Genomic DNA, 16708 nt, shown 5'->3' with positions numbered 1-16708 from the left:
CAGCCTATTTAATTTTTCCAGAGTTGCCAAAGCAAAATCAAACCAAATGAAAAGCTCATGCTGAGAGAAGAAACCTTGTTCATGCGCATGGTATTCTCAAAGTTTGCGGCAGATGGGTTTCGCCTCACCTTCAAAAGCCATTGCGTGAACACAAATAAAACCGGACCGGTACCTATCAGGAAAAAGAGGCTGTGCCAGTTTTCATCGCGGCGCCAATAGGTGTAGAAAAGAAGGGCAGTAGCAATGAGAAGGCTGCCCGCGGCAAAGAGGAAAGTACCCCATAACCCCAGTTTCAAACTCAACGTCTGGTCGCCGCGGCGTGAGTCTTCCTCGTGCTGGTACACCTGCGTGAGCGGGTAGGAGCCACACAGAAACAGCGAACTTACCAAGGCCAGTAGTAGGTTGTTTGTGCTTAGTATAGTTGCCTCTGGTACGTTCATGCCCTTCTGAACCATGGCAAAAGTGAACGCTCCCTGAAATACCACTACCACTATGGTGCTCAGGATAGGGTACTTTTTCAACCGTATGCCTTCGTAGCTGTACGCTTTGGAAACTAACAAATACAAAAGCACCATGGCGGCAAAGAACCAGGAAAGAAACGCCGAGAGCACCACCGCCAACACATCAAATGTCAAGACCAACCAGTAGAGCGACTCAGTGACTTTAGGCGGATGTTTCAGGCCGCCAATGCTGCCCTCGTCGCGGTCGTAGTAAGAGTTGTATCCGTTGCTGGCCGGGTAAACCAAGAGGTGCAAAATCAGAAACACGGCCACTGCTTTCCACGGCGATATGTCTGGTGCGGCACTCAGCGCGAACCAGAAAATGGGCATCAGGAACAAAGAAAAAGGGATGCGGAGCAAACGCCAGGCATCGGACCAGTAGGAGTTCATGGTGCAGTTTACGAAGGATATCCGACTAAATAGATAACATTGGTGCCGCTCCAGTGCTTCGCCCGGCCTATGTGCCAAGTGTAATGCGGCGCATTCAAGGTAGAGACCATTTTCTGCAGGTGCTCTGGCGTGTACAGGCGCAGCAGGGAAACAGTGCCATCCCAGATAGTGCCTAACGGAATAAGCGGAACCAGATACGTAAAGAAAAGCCGGCTCCAGGTAAACGGCCTGATGAAAGGCGTAATGAGCAGAATGATCCAGGGGAACACGAACCAAACAAGAAGTAATTCATGCCAGCGTTTCCCTGCTCCTTCAAATACCCCAATTCCCTGGTTTTGGCGTACGGCATCGGCTAAGATAGCGGTGGCGGTTTGGGGTCTGAAATGGTGAAAAGCAGAGAAAACGGTTCTGAACCCAGGCATAAATGGTGGAACCGCAGTGGCATCCACTGATCTTTCCTCAAACCTTAGCGCACCGTTGCTTTGATGGGCAAGGTACTGGTATGCCTCCAGATTAGGGAATTTATCGGTGAGGGTAATGGTGACGCTTTGACCCATCTGCTTTTCCAGTTCCCTCCATACCTGCTGGATTCCGCCTCCGGCCCCGGAGCAAAGGTCTACCAGTTGGTTGTGCTGCCTGTGCGCTAGTCCTTTGGCGAGAAACGGCACAATAGGTTTGTAGATGCCAATAGCCGTGATCATAAAGCGTAGCACATCCATCATGCCTTGCCGCACCACATGCGGAAACCAAGCCTGGTCTTCCAGTTCAAACAAGTGCAGACGAAACTTCATGGTCAGGTTCAGTAGATAAGGTTAATGCGTTAATGATACGCTTTTGAAAAATTAGGCGCAAACCAAGGGCGTGAAGCTCTGGAGACGCCGCAGTCAGGAAAAGAAGTTTGATGGCAAAAAAGAGCCCACCCAAAGAAATTTGAGTGGGCTAGTATTCCTTCAAAAGGGAAATCTTATTCTGCTTTCAGGGTAAGCGTAGAGCCGTCCGGGGCCTGTAATTTCATGTCGTCTTCGTCTAACTCAGCCACGGTGAAGTTCTCACTCACGTTGTTGTTGGCATAGGTTAAACTCAGGGTTTTATTAGGCGCACTGTAGGTCCAGGTACCGTTGGCAGACTGGCTTTCTGACGTCTGGGTGAAGTTGCCGTTGGCAAAGAACTGAATCTGCTCCTTTTTCTCATCAGAGGTGAGTTTGTCTTTGTCACCGGAAGCAGTGGTTTCTCTACTGGCCTTCCAGATTTTGCTGGCGGTACCAGAAATCATCTGTGAATTACCACCTGCTTCTGTCTTCTTGTTACAGCTAAAAGAGAAGGCGCTTAATAAAACAAGGCAAACAAGCGTGAACAGACGAGTGGCCGGAGATACAATTTTCATTTTCATAGTTTTAATTTTTGGTTCAGGTTTCTGCGTATTTGCCGAGGCAAACACGCTTTTCATACGTGCGTTTTTATGCACAGTTATATGAAAATAAACAAACTTATCTTAAGAGGGTTCGTAGAAATTAGCCTGTATACCAATTGGATACAATTAGCAGAATCTGACCATTAATCGAAAAATACAACTATGGGATTATTTGATTTTCTAAAGAAAGGGGAGGAGAAGCCGGTTCAAAAGCCTGTTGCTCAACCTGCGGCTAAGCCTGCTGCGGCGGCTCAACCTGTTGCTGCTCAACCAGCAGCGGCGGCTCAGCCTGCTTTTGACACTTACACCGTGAAGAGCGGCGATTCACTATCAAAAATTGCCAAGAACTTTTACGGTGATGCTTCACAATGGCACAAAATTCACCAGGCTAACCTGGATAAAATCAAGGACCCTAACCTCATTGATGTGGGTTGGCAATTGAAAATACCTAAGGCATAATCACTTTAGTTTTAGTAGGAAAAAGAGTCTGCGCTTAGCACAGGCTCTTTTTTATTTTTAGGGGTTAGTTTAGCCAAAACACCTTCAAAACAGGAGCGGCAGGTCTATGCCCGCCGCTCCTGTTGTTCTAATAAAGTAAATGATAGTCCCGTAGGGCTGTCGCTTATTGAGGATGTCTTTCCAGATAACTTGCTACGGCCTGGCAGGTGGCACGCACTTCCAATCCTTTAGAGGCAGCGTACTCCAAGCCGTGTTTAATAAGCTGGTCTGCGTACCCTTTTCCACGATGCTCTTCTTCTATGAAGGTATGCTGGAAATCTATGGTGTCTTCATCTGGGAGCGCATAAGCAAGCTCGCCAATATCTTCGTTTTCCAGCAGAGCAGTAAACTGCTGGGCGTCCTGGTCATGCTCAAAGTCTAGGTTCATGGTAGAAGGAATTAGAGTAAAATGTATGGGCTCCTGAAAGTGAAACCATTATTCTTACTTATCCTTGCATAAAAGGTTGATGCCTGTCAAGATTAATCCTGTAACGCGACAAAATAATGGAGCTGAATGCCTGAAACCCAACCAGCAGGAAAGAAAAAAGGGGCCTACAAGGCCCCTTGAATTATCTCGTCTACAATAGGTGGGTCCAGCAGCGTACTGGTGTCTCCCAGGTTGGAAGTATCGCCTTCGGCCACTTTACGCAGAATACGGCGCATAATTTTCCCTGACCGGGTTTTAGGCAGTCCACTCACAATCTGTATTTTGTCTGGCTTCGCAATTTTACCAATCTGGTCTACTACGGTTTCAATCACCTCTGCCCGAAGGTTCTCAGGGTTACCTGGGGCCTCGTCTCCGCAGACTACAAAGGCGTAAATGCCCTGTCCTTTTACGTCATGCGGATACCCTACCACAGCACTTTCTACAATGTGCCTGTTCTTGTTGATGGCGTTCTCGATCTCGGCGGTGCCGAAGCGGTGCCCAGATACGTTGATCACGTCATCTACCCGACCAATGATACGCCATAGACCATCGGCATCACGTTTGGCCCCGTCGCCGGTGAAATACAGGTTTTTGTAGGTGCTGAAATAACTTTGACGGCAGCGCTCGTGGTCGCCGTAAGTGGTTCTAATCATGCCCGGCCAAGGGAATTTAATGCAGAGATAACCTTCCTGTTCGTTTTCTTTGATTTCGTCTCCGTTCTGATCTACCAGCAACGGCTGAACGCCTGGCAGTGCAAAGCCGGCATGGCTAGGCTTCATAGGAGTCACCCCAGCCAGAGAGGTGAGCATAATGCCACCCGTTTCGGTTTGCCACCAGGTATCTACTACCGGGCAGCGCTCTTTGCCCACGTGAATGTGGTACCAATGCCAGGCTTCTGCGTTAATAGGCTCACCCACGGAACCCAGTACCTTCAGCGAATCAAGGCTATACGACAGAACGTGGTCCAAACCAGCACCCATCAGAGAACGGATGGCGGTAGGGGCTGTATAGAAGATGTTTACCCCAAATTTGTCAATTACCTGCCAGAAACGGCCTGGGTCTGGGAAGGTAGGCACGCCCTCAAACATAAGCGACGTGGCACCTGAAAGAAGTGGGCCGTAGAGCAAATAAGAGTGACCGGTAATCCAGCCAACGTCAGCGGTGCACCAGTAGATATCGCTTTCCTCGTACTGGAACACGTTCCGGAAGGTATAGTCTGTGTAGACCATGTACCCCCCGCAGGTATGCACTACGCCTTTGGGTTTACCAGTAGAACCGGAGGTGTACAGGATGAAGAGCAGGTCTTCAGAGTCCATCTCCTCAGCTGGGCAGACTTTATCAACGTGCTGCAGTTCCTCGTGGTACCAGACATCACGGCCCTCTACCATGTTCACGGCCCAGCCTACGCGGTCCACTACTATTACTTTTTCTACCGAGGTACAGGTTTCCAAGGCTTCATCTACTACCCGCTTTACCGGGATTTGCTTTGCGCCGCGGTTGAGGCCATCAGAGGTCATGACCACTTTGGCTTGAGCGTCATTGATGCGGTCAGACATGGCGGTGTGAGAAAAACCTGCAAAGATCACCGAGTGCACGGCGCCAATGCGGGCACAGGCCAACACACTAAATGCCAGCTCCGGGATCATAGGCATGTAAATGCAAACGCGGTCGCCTTTCTGCACACCGTTGCGCTTCAAGATATTCGCCATCTGGCAGACCTTCTCGTGCAGTTCACGGTAGGTAAACCGGATGTAGCGCTCTTTGGGGTCATTGGGTTCCCAGATAAGGGCCAGTTTGTTACCCCGGGTTTCCAGGTGACGGTCCAGGCAGTTTTCAGTGATGTTGAGTTTGCCGTTTACAAACCATTTTACGTTGGGTTCCTCAAAATTCCAGTCCAGCACCTTGTCCCACTTTTTACGCCAGGTGAAGTTTTCGGCAATCCCGGCCCAAAACTCCTCTGGTTGTTCCACGCTTTTCTGGTAGGTATCCCGGTACTCTTCAAAAGATTTTATGCGGTAATCCATTTTGTCTGTTAGTTCGGTTTGAAGGCTTAAATATAGAAGTTCTGCCGAAGCAGTCAAGAAAAGAGGCTAGTCAAGGCAAATTGCTGCCCCTTTTGCGCCTTGTTTCTTGAAAAGAAGCTAAAAAGATAAATACGAGTAAAAAATAAAAAATGCGTTTTGGGGCTGGTTTATCCGAAGAAACCCCAAAACGCATTCCTTTATTGTAGCAAGTTATTCTGCACCTACACCCAGGTAGGTTCTGAGCTTTTCAGACTCAAACTTTAAAGCGGCAGATTCTTCCGGCTGAAGCAGGGAAACCACGATCCCCATCAGGAAAGCCCCTGACATAGACACCAACGCTGGGTTTTTCAAAGGGAAGATGGCTTCTTCATAGCCCATAATGTCTACCATAATGGTAGGGCTGAGCACAATCAGAATCAAAGAAAGGGCTGCGCCGGTGGCAATGCTCCAGACTGCGCCTTTGGTGGTGAAGCGCTTCCAGATAATGGACATGAGCAGGGCCGGGAAGTTGGCACTGGCAGCAATGGAGAAGGCTAGACCCACCATGAAGGCTACGTTCTGGCCTTTGAACACCAAGCCCAGTATAATAGAAAGAATCCCCAGAGCCACCGTAGCACGTTTGGCTACTTTCATTTCGCCTTTCTCATTGGAAACCCCATTTTTGAACACGTGCACGTACAAGTCATGCGAAATACTGGAAGCCCCTGAAAGCGTCAACCCAGCTACTACGGCCAGAATGGTCGCAAATGCTACGGCGGCAATAAAACCCAGGAAAGCCGTACCGCCGGTTTGTTCCGCCAACAGCAGGGCGGCCATGTTGCCCCCTTTGTCAATGCTTTCAATGGCCGGTTTGCCTACCAGCGCCATGGCCGAGAAACCAATCAGGAAGGTAAGTAAATAGAAATACCCGATGAACCCAGTCGCCACAAACACCGATTTACGGGCGGCTTTGGCATCTGGCACGGTGTAGAACCGCATTAAGATGTGCGGCAGGCCGGCAGTACCCAGCATTAGCGCTAAACCTAAAGAAAGCGCATCAAACGGATTGGTGATATAACCACCTGGAGCCAGCATTTCTTGCCCGTATTGGGTGCTTACTGCTTCCAGCAAGAAAGAAGGCCTGAAATCGAATTTGGCCAGGGAAAGCAACACCAGAACCGTGGCGCCACTTAGTAGCAACACTGCCTTGATAATCTGCACCCAGGTGGTGGCAATCATGCCCCCAAACAACACATACAAGGTCATTACGCAGCCCACTACTAAGACCGCAATCTCATAGTCCAAGCCGAAAAGCGTCTTGATCAGGCCACCAGCTCCTACCATTTGGGCAATCAGGTAAAAGGCGATGGTCATGAGCGAGCCCACGGAAGACACAATTCTGATAGGGCGTTGACGTAAGCGGAAAGCCACCACATCAGCAAAGGTGTATTTGCCCAGGTTCCGGAGCGGTTCGGCAATCAGGAACATAATGAGTGGCCAGCCTACCAAAAAGCCAATAGAATAAATAAGGCCGTCATAGCCTTTAGTGGCTACCATTCCCGCAATGCCCAGAAAGGAGGCGGCACTCATGTAGTCACCGGCCAGGGCCAGGCCGTTCTGGAAACCCGAAATGTTTCGGCCAGCGGCGTAGAATTCAGAACCCGTTTTTGTTTTTTTTGCCGCCCAGTAGGTGATGTAAAGGGTAACGGCCACAAATAGAAAGAACATGCCAATGGAAACCGGATTGGCGGTGCCCAACGTGGAGGCGCTAGGGCTGGCTTGCAGCAGAAGAGACAGGAGCATAGTGCTGGTGTATGTCAGTTAGTTGGTTAGAAGAGAAGGCTATTTAATTTTCTTTTTCAGGTTTTCCACGGCGGTATCATAGTGATTGTTCGCCCAGAAGACATAGATGCCGGTCAAAATCCAGGCAAACAGAATAATGCCTAGCCCAATAGGAATGGCCAGCGTGGTGTACTCGCCAATTCGGGTAGCCAACACCTGTTTGTTGAACGCCACCACCAACAGAAACCCGAAATACACTACCAACATGGTAAAGGTGAGAATAAGCGAAACCGACCAGCGTTTCTTGACCAGTTGTTTGAAATCAGGACTTTCCAGGATTTCATGGGGCTTTTGGGTGTGTTGATTCATGTTTTGTTTGTTGTTTTGGTACGGTAGAAAGCAGAAAGAAAGTAAGGCCGGAGCCTTGGTCTGATCCAGAAATAATCTGTAACAGACCGGTTAATTTAATGAGATATATCTAAAAGGAGCTATACAATGAGAGAATTATTTACCTTCTTTGCCTGTTTTGTATTGGAAATTGATAAAAGAGTCTTGACATGCTCATAGCAAATCATAGCGGCAAATTGTTGGAAGTAGGGTTAGATGAAGCCGGGCGGGGCTGCCTGGCTGGTCCTGTAGTGGCGGGTGCCGTGGTGCTGCCCCTGGATTATTTTCACCCTCTGCTCACCGATTCTAAACTGCTGACCGCCAAACAAAGAGAGCAGCTGCGGGAAGAAATATGCCGGGAAGCAGTGTACTGGGCCGTGGCCGAGGTGAGCCCCCAGGAGATAGACGAGATCAATATTCTGAACGCTTCTTTCCTGGCCATGCACCGCGCCACAGATATGTTGAACATCTTACCAGAGTATCTGTTGGTAGATGGCAACCGGTTCACCCCTTATAAAGAGGTTTCGCACACCTGCATGGTGAAAGGTGATAGCCGCTTCTTCAACATTGCAGCGGCCTCTGTTCTGGCTAAAACGCACCGTGATGAGTTGATGTGCGCCTTGGCAACGGAGTTTCCGCACTATAAATGGGAGCAGAACGCCGGCTATCCTACCAAGGCCCATAGAAATGCCATCAGAGAGCATGGAGTATCGCCCCACCACAGGGTATCCTTCAGGTTACTGCCTGAAGGGGAGACTACCGTGTTGGAAGCAGCAGTTTAGCCAGTATCAGTGAAAGAGAAACGGAGTATAGGTTGCATTGAAAAGCCGCGAGGCGTTTTGGAGTCTCTTTCTAAAAAGGACCTCCAAAGCGCCTCGCGGCTTTTTAGAAAATGGGGAGATATTATTGGGGTTTCAGTTTCAGCAGATCGAGGAAGAGGCTGAAGCTGTCCAGGCTGGAGGCCCCGTCGTTGAAGGTGTCAAAGGTAAGGGGTTTCACAATGTAGCCGCTTACCTTCAGGTTCTGGGCTGCGTGCCGGTCAGAGTCTTCGTTAGAAGTAGTCATAATAAACACGCTCACATCTGAAAGAAAAGGATCACTGCGAAGTTCTTGCAAGAACTCAATCCCGTTCATTTTAGGCATGTTTATATCCAGGAGAATGATGTTGGGGGTAGGAGTCAATTTGGGGGTCCCGGGTTCTCCTCGCAGCATGGCCAGCGCTTCACGTCCGTTTTTGGCTTTGTGTAGGGGCACCATTACCTTTATTTTCCTCAACTCGCGCTCCACGCTCATAGCATCAAGGTAATCATCTTCCACTAACAAAATACTTGCTTGCGACTCACTCATAGTTTCTTGTTTAGGTACGGGTAAAGTTCAAATATAAAGGGAATTTAAGCTTCGGCCAACTTAAACTTGGGCCAGGTGAAGGTGAAAGCAGACCCTTTGCCCAAGGTAGAAGCAACCTTAATGGTGCCTCCGCGCCGTTCAATGATCTTTTTCACAATGGCCAACCCCACGCCCGTACTTTCTACGGCATCACGCTCCTGCAGGGTCTGAAAGAGCACAAAAATGCGGTCATGGTACTCTTCTTCAATCCCTGGGCCGTCATCAATAACTGAAAACTCGTGCAGGTCTTGCTGCTCCTCATAAGAAACCGTCACGTTGCCTGAAGTGTCATGATGGTACTTGATGGCGTTGCTGATGAGGTTGGAAAATACCTGTTGCAACTCTACCCGGGCAGCCTCTACTACCGGCAGCCGTGCCGGAATGTGGATCTTGAACCCTGCCGGAGGATTGAGCATGTCTATGATTTCATACAGCAACACCTGCACATCTACCATTTCCTCCTCAATACGTGACCGGCCAATCCGGGCTAGGGCCAGAATACCATTGATCAGGTTTTCCATGCGATGCACGCGTATGCGCATCATCATAAGGTATTCATGGATGTGCGGTGGAAGTTCTTTGCCCATGTCTTCCTCCACCCAGCGGGAGGCATTCTCTATGCCGCGCAACGGTGCTTTCAGGTCATGAGACACCACGTAGGCAAACTGGTCCAGTTCCTTGTTTTTGCTGTCCAGTTCAGTAAAGGTTTTGTCAATGGTAGAGGACATGCGGTTTAGGGAGTCTGAAAGGCGGGTAAGCTCATCATTGGCGTTATCTTCAATCTGGGTTTTGTATTCGCCGTGTGAGATCCGGTCGGCCAGGTTCACCATTTTCATGATACGGCGTGAGATGAGGCGCGTAATGTAATACGCCCAACCCAGGCCCAGTAACACTGAAATGATGGTTAAAGTAGTGGAGATACGGCGGGTGTTTGCGATACTTTTTTCCAGGCGGGTATTTCTTTCTGTCCGCACCTCGTACTCAATGGAGTTGAAGTTTTTGAAGTAGATCCGCATTCTGTCTGTGATGCGCTTGCCCTCCTCGTTCAACACCAGAAAGCCATGTTCCAGCGCTGTGATTCCCCTGCTGCCAATTCCTTTAGCTACTTCTTTCTTCTTTTCTGCAATCAGAAGTTCTGCAAACTCATTGCGCCATTTATGGTGCAGGTCTTCAATTTCTTTAATACGCTTCAGCTGCTCGGGGTTGTCTTTCATGTAAATCTTGAGCAGGTTGAACTGGCTGGGTAGCAGGTCAGCAGCAGAGTGGTAAGGTTCCAGAAAGGTCTCGTTCCCGGTCAGGAGAAAGCCCCGCATTCCGGTTTCCATGTCAATCAGGCTCCTTTGCAAAGTGGCTGAGGTACGGGTGATGTTCTGCGAGTCAGATACGAATTTGGAGTTGGCAATCACGTCTTCAGACAAACGATAATTGACAATGGCCACCGAGGTAAACAGGAATGAAATAAGAACAAAGCCAGCGAAGAGCTTGGTTGATAGCTTCATGGAGTGTGCGATAGGAGCCACGCAAAGCGCAGCTCAGGATAAAAACTGAAACAGCCGCTCTTTCCTGTAAAAGAAAGCCGGCAGGCAAAAGTACGGGTTTTGCAGTACTTACACAGGCAAAGACTTGAAAGTGAATTCTTCAACCGGCACCTAACCCAATGGCATGGCACAGTCCCGCAGGTAATACACCACAAGTTTGAACAGTTCCTGATAGCTTTTGTCAAAGACCGCAAGTGGCTGCACCTTCAATTGGGCTTGCCTTATGTCAGGAACATGCGTACCCTTAGGTATGACGGAGGGTTTCACGGTGGAACACATCCCTTTCCTTGTTTAAAGACCTAACCAGGAGGGAAAGAGGTCGCTGGCAAGGTTTAGAAACCCGCCTTATTTTCCTACTTTTGCCTTACTAACACTTGATTATCATAAGACCAATTCTATATGGAATTAAAGAAAATAGCCCTGAATGATGTGCACGAAGCCTTGGGCGCTAAAATGGTGCCTTTTGCCGGATACAACATGCCCGTACGCTACAGTTCAGATTTAGACGAGCACCACACGGTGCGGAAGGCTGTAGGTATTTTTGACGTATCGCACATGGGCGAATTTCTTATTTCTGGGCCTAATGCCCTGGATCTGATTCAGCGTGTGACTACCAATGATGCTTCTAAACTAACTCCCGGCAAGATACAGTACTCCTGCCTGCCCAATGCTGAAGGCGGCATTGTAGATGACCTGCTGGTATATTGCCTGGCGCCAGAAGAGTACATGCTGGTGGTGAATGCCTCTAATATTGAGAAAGACTGGAACTGGATAAGCCAATTCAACACCAACGGCGTCGAAATGAAGAACATTTCTGATGAGATGTCTTTGTTTGCCGTGCAAGGACCTAAAGCTGCCGAAGCTCTCCAGAGCCTCACCCCGGTTGCCCTGACCAAAATGGTGTACTACACTTTTGACAAAGGCACTTTCGCTGGTCAGCCAGACGTGATCATTTCTGCTACCGGTTATACTGGTGCCGGCGGATTTGAGATATACGTACCCAACGAAAGCGCAAAAGAGGTTTTTCAGAAAATCATGGAAGCTGGCGCTGCCTTCGGAATCAAGCCAATCGGCTTGGGCGCCCGTGACACCCTGCGTTTAGAAATGGGTTACTGCCTCTACGGCAATGATATCACCGACTCTACTTCTCCGTTGGAAGCTGGTTTAGGTTGGATTACCAAATTCAACAAAGACTTTACCAACGCCCAAGCGCTGAAAGCTCAGAAAGAGCAAGGCGTGAGCCGCAAACTTATTGGTTTCGAGATGATGGAGCAAGGCATTCCGCGCAGCCACTATGAGATTGTGAACGCCGAGGGCGCTACCATTGGTGAAGTAACCTCCGGTACCATGTCTCCTTCTTTAGGCAAAGGCGTGGGTCTTGGCTACCTGCAAAACGAATACACCGCTCCCGGCACTGAGATCTTCATCAAAGTCCGGAACAAGCAACTGAAAGCACAAGTAGTAAAACTGCCTTTCTACAAACCAACTGTATAAAGAGTTCTGAGTCTTGAGTCAGGAGTCCTGAGTTACACACGTAAACTTCTTCAGCTCAAGATTCAGAACCTGTTTTGGCGTTTAGGGGCCGCTTTAGAAAAGCAGTCCCTAAACGCCAATCTTTTTAGCCCAACTCAGTACTCAGAACCCATAATTCAGAACTTACTTCATCATGCCTTCAATGGACGTTTGCTTCAGCCCGGAGCTGTTGCCTTTGTATAATTTAACCGGAAAGATTGCCGTAGCGGTTGATGTGTTGCGCGCTACCTCCAGCATGGTTACTGCGCTGTCGCATGGCATTACCCACATTGCCCCCGTAAGCGAATTGGATTCCTGCCTGGCATACCGCGATTTAGGGTATCTGGTAGCTGCCGAGCGCGACGGGATTAAGGCTGAAGGATTTGACCTGGGCAATTCCCCGTTCCATTACCTAGAGGAAGACAGAACCGGCCGTATGCTGGCCATTACCACTACCAATGGAACCCAAGCCATCCGGCTTTCACGGGCGGCTGATGAAGTATTGGTAGGCGCTTTCCTGAACGTGGGAGCCGTGGCAGAGTATGTGCGTAAAGCCGGAAAAGATGTAATTGTGGTGTGCGCTGGCTGGAAGGGGCTTTTCAATCTGGAAGATACCCTGTTTGCCGGAGCTTTGGCTGAACGTTTAGAAGGTGACTTTACTTTAAATCATGACGCCACCCTGGCAGCTTATCATTTGTATAAGGCTGCCAAAGCAGATAAGCTAGGATTTCTTTCCAAATCATCACACGTGCAACGTCTGGAGCGGTTGCATATCTTGAAAGACATTGAGTTCTGCCTGCAGGAAGATACGTACACCGTGGTGCCTGTTCTAAAAGGCGAATTCCTGGTGCCTGCAGAATAAGCATAAGAGAATACAGAAATGAGAAGCCTGCTTTGGGCGTGTTTTACCTAAAACACGCCCAAAGCAGGCTTCTTTCTTAAAATGGGTTTATCTCAGTTTAGGATTGTTCTGGTGACGGTCTTTGTCGCGGGAGGTGCGTTTCTCCATGCCTTTCGCGAACGCTTCGGTGAGGTTGACGCCCGTTTGGTTTGCCAGCGCGATGAGCACAAATAGGACATCGGCCATTTCAGCCCCCAGATCCACCTCCTCGTCACTTTTCTTGAACGACTGGTCTCCGTACCGCCGCGCGATGATGCGCGCCACTTCGCCTACTTCCTCCGTGAGAATTGCCAGGTTGGTCAGTTCTGAGAAATACCGCACGCCCACGTCTTTGATCCATGTGTCTACGGCTTGTTGCGCTTCTTCTAAGGTCATCTTATTTGTTGTTGGTTGTCAATTGTTGGTTGTTTTTGTGGAAGAGTTAGGAGTAGAAATCCGGGATTGCGGCTGAAGTTGTTTTCAGACCATTTTCAGGAAAACAGGTTGAAAACAACCAACAATGAACAACCAGCAATTACCTACTCTCTGTTCTGTGAGTCAATGGTGATGGTGACAGGTCCATCGTTGAGTAGGGCTACTTTCATGTCTGCACCGAAGATGCCGGTGGGCACGGGTTTTCCGAGTTCTTTTTCTAAAACCCCATGAAACTGTTCATACAACGGAATGGCCACAGCGGGAGGAGCGGCGTTGATGTAGGAGGGACGGTTGCCTTTCTTGGTAAGGGCATAGAGTGTGAACTGGCTGATAAGCAAAATTCCGCCGTTTACGTCTTGCACGCTCAAATTCATTTTGTCTTCGGCATCAGAAAATATCCGGAGCTGGACTATCTTTTTGGCCGTCCAGGCAAGGTCCTCGGGAGTGTCAGAAGCGGTGAAGCCTGCCAGCACCAGAAGCCCCTGCTCAATTTGTCCGTTCACGGCTCCTTCAATGGTCACAGATGCCTGAGACACCCGCTGAATCACAACGCGCATATTGAAATAGAAAAGAGTAGCTTTAAGCGGGAATCGGGCTGAAGTACAAGTTTATAGAAGAAAGAAGCTTCCTTCTCCTTTTCAGCAGCCCTGTTTCACGCTTCAGGAAAACGGCAAGATAAAAAGAAAAGCGGCAGGCCGGGCTGTTTAGGGCTCAATCTTCAAATTATACCCCTATATCGCTGAAGCGGCAGTTTTTCCGTTATTTTTGTATTTCCTAACCCTTTAAGGATGCCGAAAAAGACGATTTACTGGCTGTGCGGTGTTTTAGTGCTGTTGGCGCTGGGCTTCTATGGGTTTTCTAAATGGACGGAGGCGCGCGAAAAGGTGAGCCTCTGGACCCTGGTACCCGACGATGCCGTTTTTGTGGTAGAAACAAACAACGCTCCCCGGTTTTTGGATCACCTGCAGGAAACCGATTTGTGGACGACGGTCTCCCAGATGCCGTTCGTGCTGCGGTTAGATGATCAACTGGCATTGGTAGACAGCCTTTCAACGGGGCGTTCTTCCTTACGCAACTTCCTTACCAAAAAGAATGTGCTGGTTTCCATGCACGTGCTGGGTCGCTCAGAGTTTGAAATGATTTATTATGTGCCGGTGAGTACCGTGGGGCAGCACCGGTACATCCGCACGCTCATGGAGAACCTCAGAAAGATAGGGGAGTACCGCCAGGAAAGCAGGGAGTACCAGGGCTTCCAGATCACAGACATCATTCATAAAAGTAATAACAGCAATCTCTCATACTTCAGCTTCCATAATAACCTGATCATTAGCCCAAGCCCGGTGCTGGTGGAGGAGACCATTAGAAAGATAAACCGAGGCCAACTGGAGTCTCCGGCCAAAGAGTACAAAAACACCAATTACCTGAGCCAGAACGACGTTTACGCTAACGTCTTCATCAATTACCAGCACGTTCCCGATTTATTAGGCGTTTTCCTGAAAAAGGATCTGCGGGACGATATCAACCTGCTGAGCAGTTTGTGCAAGAACAGCATGCTGGAACTGAAGCTGGACAACAACCGCCTGTTTCTGAACGGCTTCTCACACCCTGAGACTGTGGAAGGCTCTTTGTACAGCCGGATCAAGGGACATCCTGCCAAGACTTTTAACCTGCGCGAGATTATACCTCAAAGGGCGGCAGTGGTGTTGCACATGGGCCTGAACCAGATGAGCACCCTCAGAAAAGAACCCGGCCCCGTAGGCGGCTCTTTCTTAGATTCACTTTCAAGTTCTTTTGCGGGGGAGTTGGGCTTGTGTTACCTGGAGGCCTATGACACTAAAACCAGTGCTGAGAAAATCCTTTTCGCCCAGACCACCAACCCTCTAGTGACCCAACAAATGCTGAACCGCCTGCAGCCCGGCCAAACCGCGGGCACGCAGGAAAAGCACGGCAAAAACATCATTCGGTTGTTAACGGCACGGGAGCTGCCTCAGCAACTGTTCGGCGAGATCTTTAAGGGCTTTGAGCAGACCTATTACACCACGTTGGGCAACTACATCCTCTTCACTGATGATGTTGCCACCATGCGGTCTTTGCTGACCGAAGTAGAGGCCGGAAAAGTCTGGAGCAAATCGGCGGCGCTGGAGCCTAAGCTAAATGAATCGCAGCAGGAAGACAACCTGGGAATTTTCATTAATACCAGCAATGCCTGGAACCTGTTGTTGCGCTCCATGAACCCCCAGAAACAGGGCAGCCTGTTAAGCAACAGCAGCATTGTAAAGAAATTCAACTTCTTCAGTGTTCAGTTCAGCGCCAAAGAGAGCCAGTATTACACCAGCATCATCCTTCGGCACCAGGAAGAGTCAACGGTGAAAACGGTGATTGCGCGGCAAGGCATCCGGCGCGAAGAAACGTTTGACTTCAAGAACCGTCTGATTTCGCCTCCCTTCCTAACCCATTACCCCGTTGATAACAGCGAAGAGTTGGTGGTACAGGATTCTTCGTTGGTCTTGTACGGGATTGGGGCTGCCCAAGGGCGCCGCAACTGGACTGATTCGCTGAACGCTCGGGTTGTTGGGCCTGTGCACCAGTTGCCCTACGGCGGAGACAAACGCCTGAAGTACTTTTTCGCTACTACCAACGGCATACACTGCATTGATAAGAACGGGACAGAGCAGGAAAACTTCCCTTTTAGCTTAGGCGATTCCCTGCGACTTCAGCGCCTGACCGTATTTGACTACGATAAAACCGGGGACTATCACCTGGTGGCCGATGATAACTTGGGCAATGTCTTCATTTTGGACATGCAGGGCAACATGCTGCCGGGTTGGTCGCCCATGCGCTTGGATGGAAGGTTGGCCGCGCCGCCGCAGCATGTAAAAGTGAACGGGCGCAACGTATTGCTGATGGTGCTGGAGAATGGCTATGTCCACGCTTTCGGGGCGCAGGGAGAACCGTATCCGGGCTTCCCCATCAACCTGAACACCAATCTTCGCTCAGGTCTCTTTCCTAAACTAGGCATCTCGTTCCGGCGCTCCCTTTTCACCACTGTCACCCAGAACGGTGAGATCATCACCTTTGACTTGACGGGTGAGGTAACCAAAAGGGAACAGCTTCTGCGGCCAGACCGCCGAAGCACCTTTAAATTAGTACCTGAAGCAGGAGGGAAGTCCTTTATTATTGCCCGCTCAGATCCAGGTCGGGTGGCTTTGTTCGGGCAGGACGGAAAACTTTTGCTGGACCGCAGGTTTGTAACTTCCTCGCCAAAAGAGGTGCAGTACTTTCACTTTGGGGGTGACCGCAAGCTGTACGTCATTTGGGAGACAGGTCCCCGTAAGGCATACCTGTTTGATGTGCATGCCCAACCCCTGGGTCAGGATCCAATCAACACTGGGTTCCCGGTAGAGGTGCGGTTCAATGAAGTGCAGAACCAATACTCCGTTTTCTCCACGTACAACAAAGCTCTCAAGAAAACCATTGTGCAAGGCCGAAACTAGAACTGCATCTGCGGCTCCTCTATTATAGGACTGTTTACAGAAAATAGCTTCTAAACAGTAAGAGC

17 protein-coding genes are annotated in these 16708 nt (G+C 49.5%); 5 read left to right on the top strand and 12 right to left on the bottom strand.

All coding sequences use genetic code 11. The features are described from left to right. Positions 1-8 precede the first annotated feature (8 nt). The 3 genes from DC20_RS03375 to DC20_RS03365 form a co-directional block, all read right to left on the bottom strand. Positions 9-890 carry a UbiA prenyltransferase family protein gene (locus tag DC20_RS03375; RefSeq protein ID WP_062542545.1) on the bottom strand — a complete coding sequence of 294 codons (882 nt, stop codon included), beginning with the start codon at positions 888-890 and terminating at the stop codon, positions 9-11. An 8-nt stretch (positions 891-898) separates the two neighbouring features. Then, on the bottom strand, positions 899-1681 hold the full coding sequence (locus DC20_RS03370; RefSeq protein WP_062542544.1) for a hypothetical protein: 783 nt from the start codon (positions 1679-1681) through the stop codon (positions 899-901). Positions 1682-1854: 173 nt separating this feature from the next. Next, on the bottom strand, positions 1855-2280 hold the full coding sequence (locus tag DC20_RS03365) for a lipocalin-like domain-containing protein (RefSeq protein ID WP_169788151.1): 426 nt from the start codon (positions 2278-2280) through the stop codon (positions 1855-1857). 183 nt (positions 2281-2463) lie between these two features. On the opposite strand from DC20_RS03365, the gene DC20_RS03360 reads away from it, so the two are divergent. Beyond that, a complete protein-coding gene (locus DC20_RS03360) occupies positions 2464-2760 on the top strand; it encodes a LysM peptidoglycan-binding domain-containing protein (protein ID WP_062542542.1) in 297 nt (98 codons plus the stop codon). A gap of 163 nt (positions 2761-2923) precedes the next feature. On the opposite strand, the gene DC20_RS03355 is transcribed toward DC20_RS03360, so the two are convergent. The 4 genes from DC20_RS03355 to DC20_RS03340 all read right to left on the bottom strand — a co-directional run bounded on the left by DC20_RS03355 (position 2924) and on the right by DC20_RS03340 (position 7380). After that, positions 2924-3187 (bottom strand): GNAT family N-acetyltransferase, encoded by a 264-nt coding sequence (locus DC20_RS03355; protein ID WP_062542541.1) that lies wholly within the window; start codon positions 3185-3187, stop codon positions 2924-2926. Positions 3188-3351: 164 nt separating this feature from the next. Next, complete coding sequence (acs, locus tag DC20_RS03350) at positions 3352-5250, bottom strand: acetate--CoA ligase (protein WP_062542540.1); 1899 nt, start codon at positions 5248-5250, stop codon at positions 3352-3354. Positions 5251-5460: 210 nt separating this feature from the next. Further along, on the bottom strand, positions 5461-7032 hold the full coding sequence (locus DC20_RS03345) for a sodium:solute symporter family transporter (RefSeq protein ID WP_062542539.1): 1572 nt from the start codon (positions 7030-7032) through the stop codon (positions 5461-5463). Between the two features lie 39 nt (positions 7033-7071). Further along, positions 7072-7380, bottom strand: coding sequence for a DUF485 domain-containing protein (locus tag DC20_RS03340; protein WP_062542538.1), 309 nt, complete (start codon positions 7378-7380; stop codon positions 7072-7074). Between the two features lie 188 nt (positions 7381-7568). Between DC20_RS03340 and DC20_RS03335 the strand changes: the two genes are divergently transcribed. Next, positions 7569-8180, top strand: a complete 612-nt coding sequence (locus DC20_RS03335; protein WP_062542537.1) for a ribonuclease HII — start codon at positions 7569-7571, stop codon at positions 8178-8180. A gap of 121 nt (positions 8181-8301) precedes the next feature. On the opposite strand, the gene DC20_RS03330 is transcribed toward DC20_RS03335, so the two are convergent. The 3 genes from DC20_RS03330 to DC20_RS22775 form a co-directional block, all read right to left on the bottom strand. Beyond that, a complete protein-coding gene (locus DC20_RS03330; RefSeq protein ID WP_062542536.1) occupies positions 8302-8745 on the bottom strand; it encodes a response regulator in 444 nt (147 codons plus the stop codon). Positions 8746-8789: 44 nt separating this feature from the next. Further along, positions 8790-10283, bottom strand: coding sequence for a sensor histidine kinase (locus DC20_RS03325; protein WP_062542535.1), 1494 nt, complete (start codon positions 10281-10283; stop codon positions 8790-8792). Positions 10284-10433: 150 nt separating this feature from the next. Then, the gene (locus DC20_RS22775) at positions 10434-10601 is read right to left on the bottom strand and encodes a hypothetical protein (protein ID WP_157593033.1); all 168 of its coding nucleotides are present in this window, start codon (positions 10599-10601) and stop codon (positions 10434-10436) included. Between the two features lie 120 nt (positions 10602-10721). On the opposite strand from DC20_RS22775, the gene gcvT reads away from it, so the two are divergent. Next, a complete protein-coding gene (gene gcvT, locus DC20_RS03320; RefSeq protein ID WP_062542534.1) occupies positions 10722-11816 on the top strand; it encodes a glycine cleavage system aminomethyltransferase GcvT in 1095 nt (364 codons plus the stop codon). Between the two features lie 172 nt (positions 11817-11988). Then, complete coding sequence (locus DC20_RS03315; RefSeq protein WP_062542533.1) at positions 11989-12696, top strand: 2-phosphosulfolactate phosphatase; 708 nt, start codon at positions 11989-11991, stop codon at positions 12694-12696. Positions 12697-12783: 87 nt separating this feature from the next. Here DC20_RS03315 and DC20_RS03310 read toward each other — a convergent pair whose 3' ends face one another. Beyond that, positions 12784-13110 (bottom strand): nucleotide pyrophosphohydrolase, encoded by a 327-nt coding sequence (locus tag DC20_RS03310; RefSeq protein ID WP_062542532.1) that lies wholly within the window; start codon positions 13108-13110, stop codon positions 12784-12786. A gap of 143 nt (positions 13111-13253) precedes the next feature. After that, the gene (dtd, locus tag DC20_RS03305; protein WP_062542531.1) at positions 13254-13706 is read right to left on the bottom strand and encodes a D-aminoacyl-tRNA deacylase; all 453 of its coding nucleotides are present in this window, start codon (positions 13704-13706) and stop codon (positions 13254-13256) included. A 231-nt stretch (positions 13707-13937) separates the two neighbouring features. On the opposite strand from dtd, the gene DC20_RS03300 reads away from it, so the two are divergent. Continuing rightward, positions 13938-16643, top strand: a complete 2706-nt coding sequence (locus tag DC20_RS03300; RefSeq protein ID WP_062542530.1) for a hypothetical protein — start codon at positions 13938-13940, stop codon at positions 16641-16643. Positions 16644-16708 lie beyond the last annotated feature (65 nt).

This window comes from Rufibacter tibetensis (genome assembly GCF_001310085.1).
GTDB lineage: Bacteria > Bacteroidota > Bacteroidia > Cytophagales > Hymenobacteraceae > Nibribacter > Nibribacter tibetensis.
This window is presented reverse-complemented; position numbering and strand designations above follow the sequence as displayed.

Coding starts and splice junctions, on each gene's coding strand:
- DC20_RS03315 (WP_062542533.1), top strand. CDS start 11,989: ATGCCTTCAATGGACGTTTGCTTCAGCCCGGAGCTGTTGCCTTTGTAT.
- DC20_RS03345 (WP_062542539.1), bottom strand. CDS start 7,032: ATGCTCCTGTCTCTTCTGCTGCAAGCCAGCCCTAGCGCCTCCACGTTG.
- acs (WP_062542540.1), bottom strand. CDS start 5,250: ATGGATTACCGCATAAAATCTTTTGAAGAGTACCGGGATACCTACCAG.
- DC20_RS03330 (WP_062542536.1), bottom strand. CDS start 8,745: ATGAGTGAGTCGCAAGCAAGTATTTTGTTAGTGGAAGATGATTACCTT.
- DC20_RS03325 (WP_062542535.1), bottom strand. CDS start 10,283: ATGAAGCTATCAACCAAGCTCTTCGCTGGCTTTGTTCTTATTTCATTC.
- DC20_RS03370 (WP_062542544.1), bottom strand. CDS start 1,681: ATGAAGTTTCGTCTGCACTTGTTTGAACTGGAAGACCAGGCTTGGTTT.
- dtd (WP_062542531.1), bottom strand. CDS start 13,706: ATGCGCGTTGTGATTCAGCGGGTGTCTCAGGCATCTGTGACCATTGAA.
- DC20_RS03360 (WP_062542542.1), top strand. CDS start 2,464: ATGGGATTATTTGATTTTCTAAAGAAAGGGGAGGAGAAGCCGGTTCAA.
- DC20_RS03300 (WP_062542530.1), top strand. CDS start 13,938: ATGCCGAAAAAGACGATTTACTGGCTGTGCGGTGTTTTAGTGCTGTTG.
- gcvT (WP_062542534.1), top strand. CDS start 10,722: ATGGAATTAAAGAAAATAGCCCTGAATGATGTGCACGAAGCCTTGGGC.
- DC20_RS03375 (WP_062542545.1), bottom strand. CDS start 890: ATGAACTCCTACTGGTCCGATGCCTGGCGTTTGCTCCGCATCCCTTTT.
- DC20_RS22775 (WP_157593033.1), bottom strand. CDS start 10,601: ATGTGTTCCACCGTGAAACCCTCCGTCATACCTAAGGGTACGCATGTT.
- DC20_RS03340 (WP_062542538.1), bottom strand. CDS start 7,380: ATGAATCAACACACCCAAAAGCCCCATGAAATCCTGGAAAGTCCTGAT.
- DC20_RS03310 (WP_062542532.1), bottom strand. CDS start 13,110: ATGACCTTAGAAGAAGCGCAACAAGCCGTAGACACATGGATCAAAGAC.
- DC20_RS03335 (WP_062542537.1), top strand. CDS start 7,569: ATGCTCATAGCAAATCATAGCGGCAAATTGTTGGAAGTAGGGTTAGAT.
- DC20_RS03365 (WP_169788151.1), bottom strand. CDS start 2,280: ATGAAAATGAAAATTGTATCTCCGGCCACTCGTCTGTTCACGCTTGTT.
- DC20_RS03355 (WP_062542541.1), bottom strand. CDS start 3,187: ATGAACCTAGACTTTGAGCATGACCAGGACGCCCAGCAGTTTACTGCT.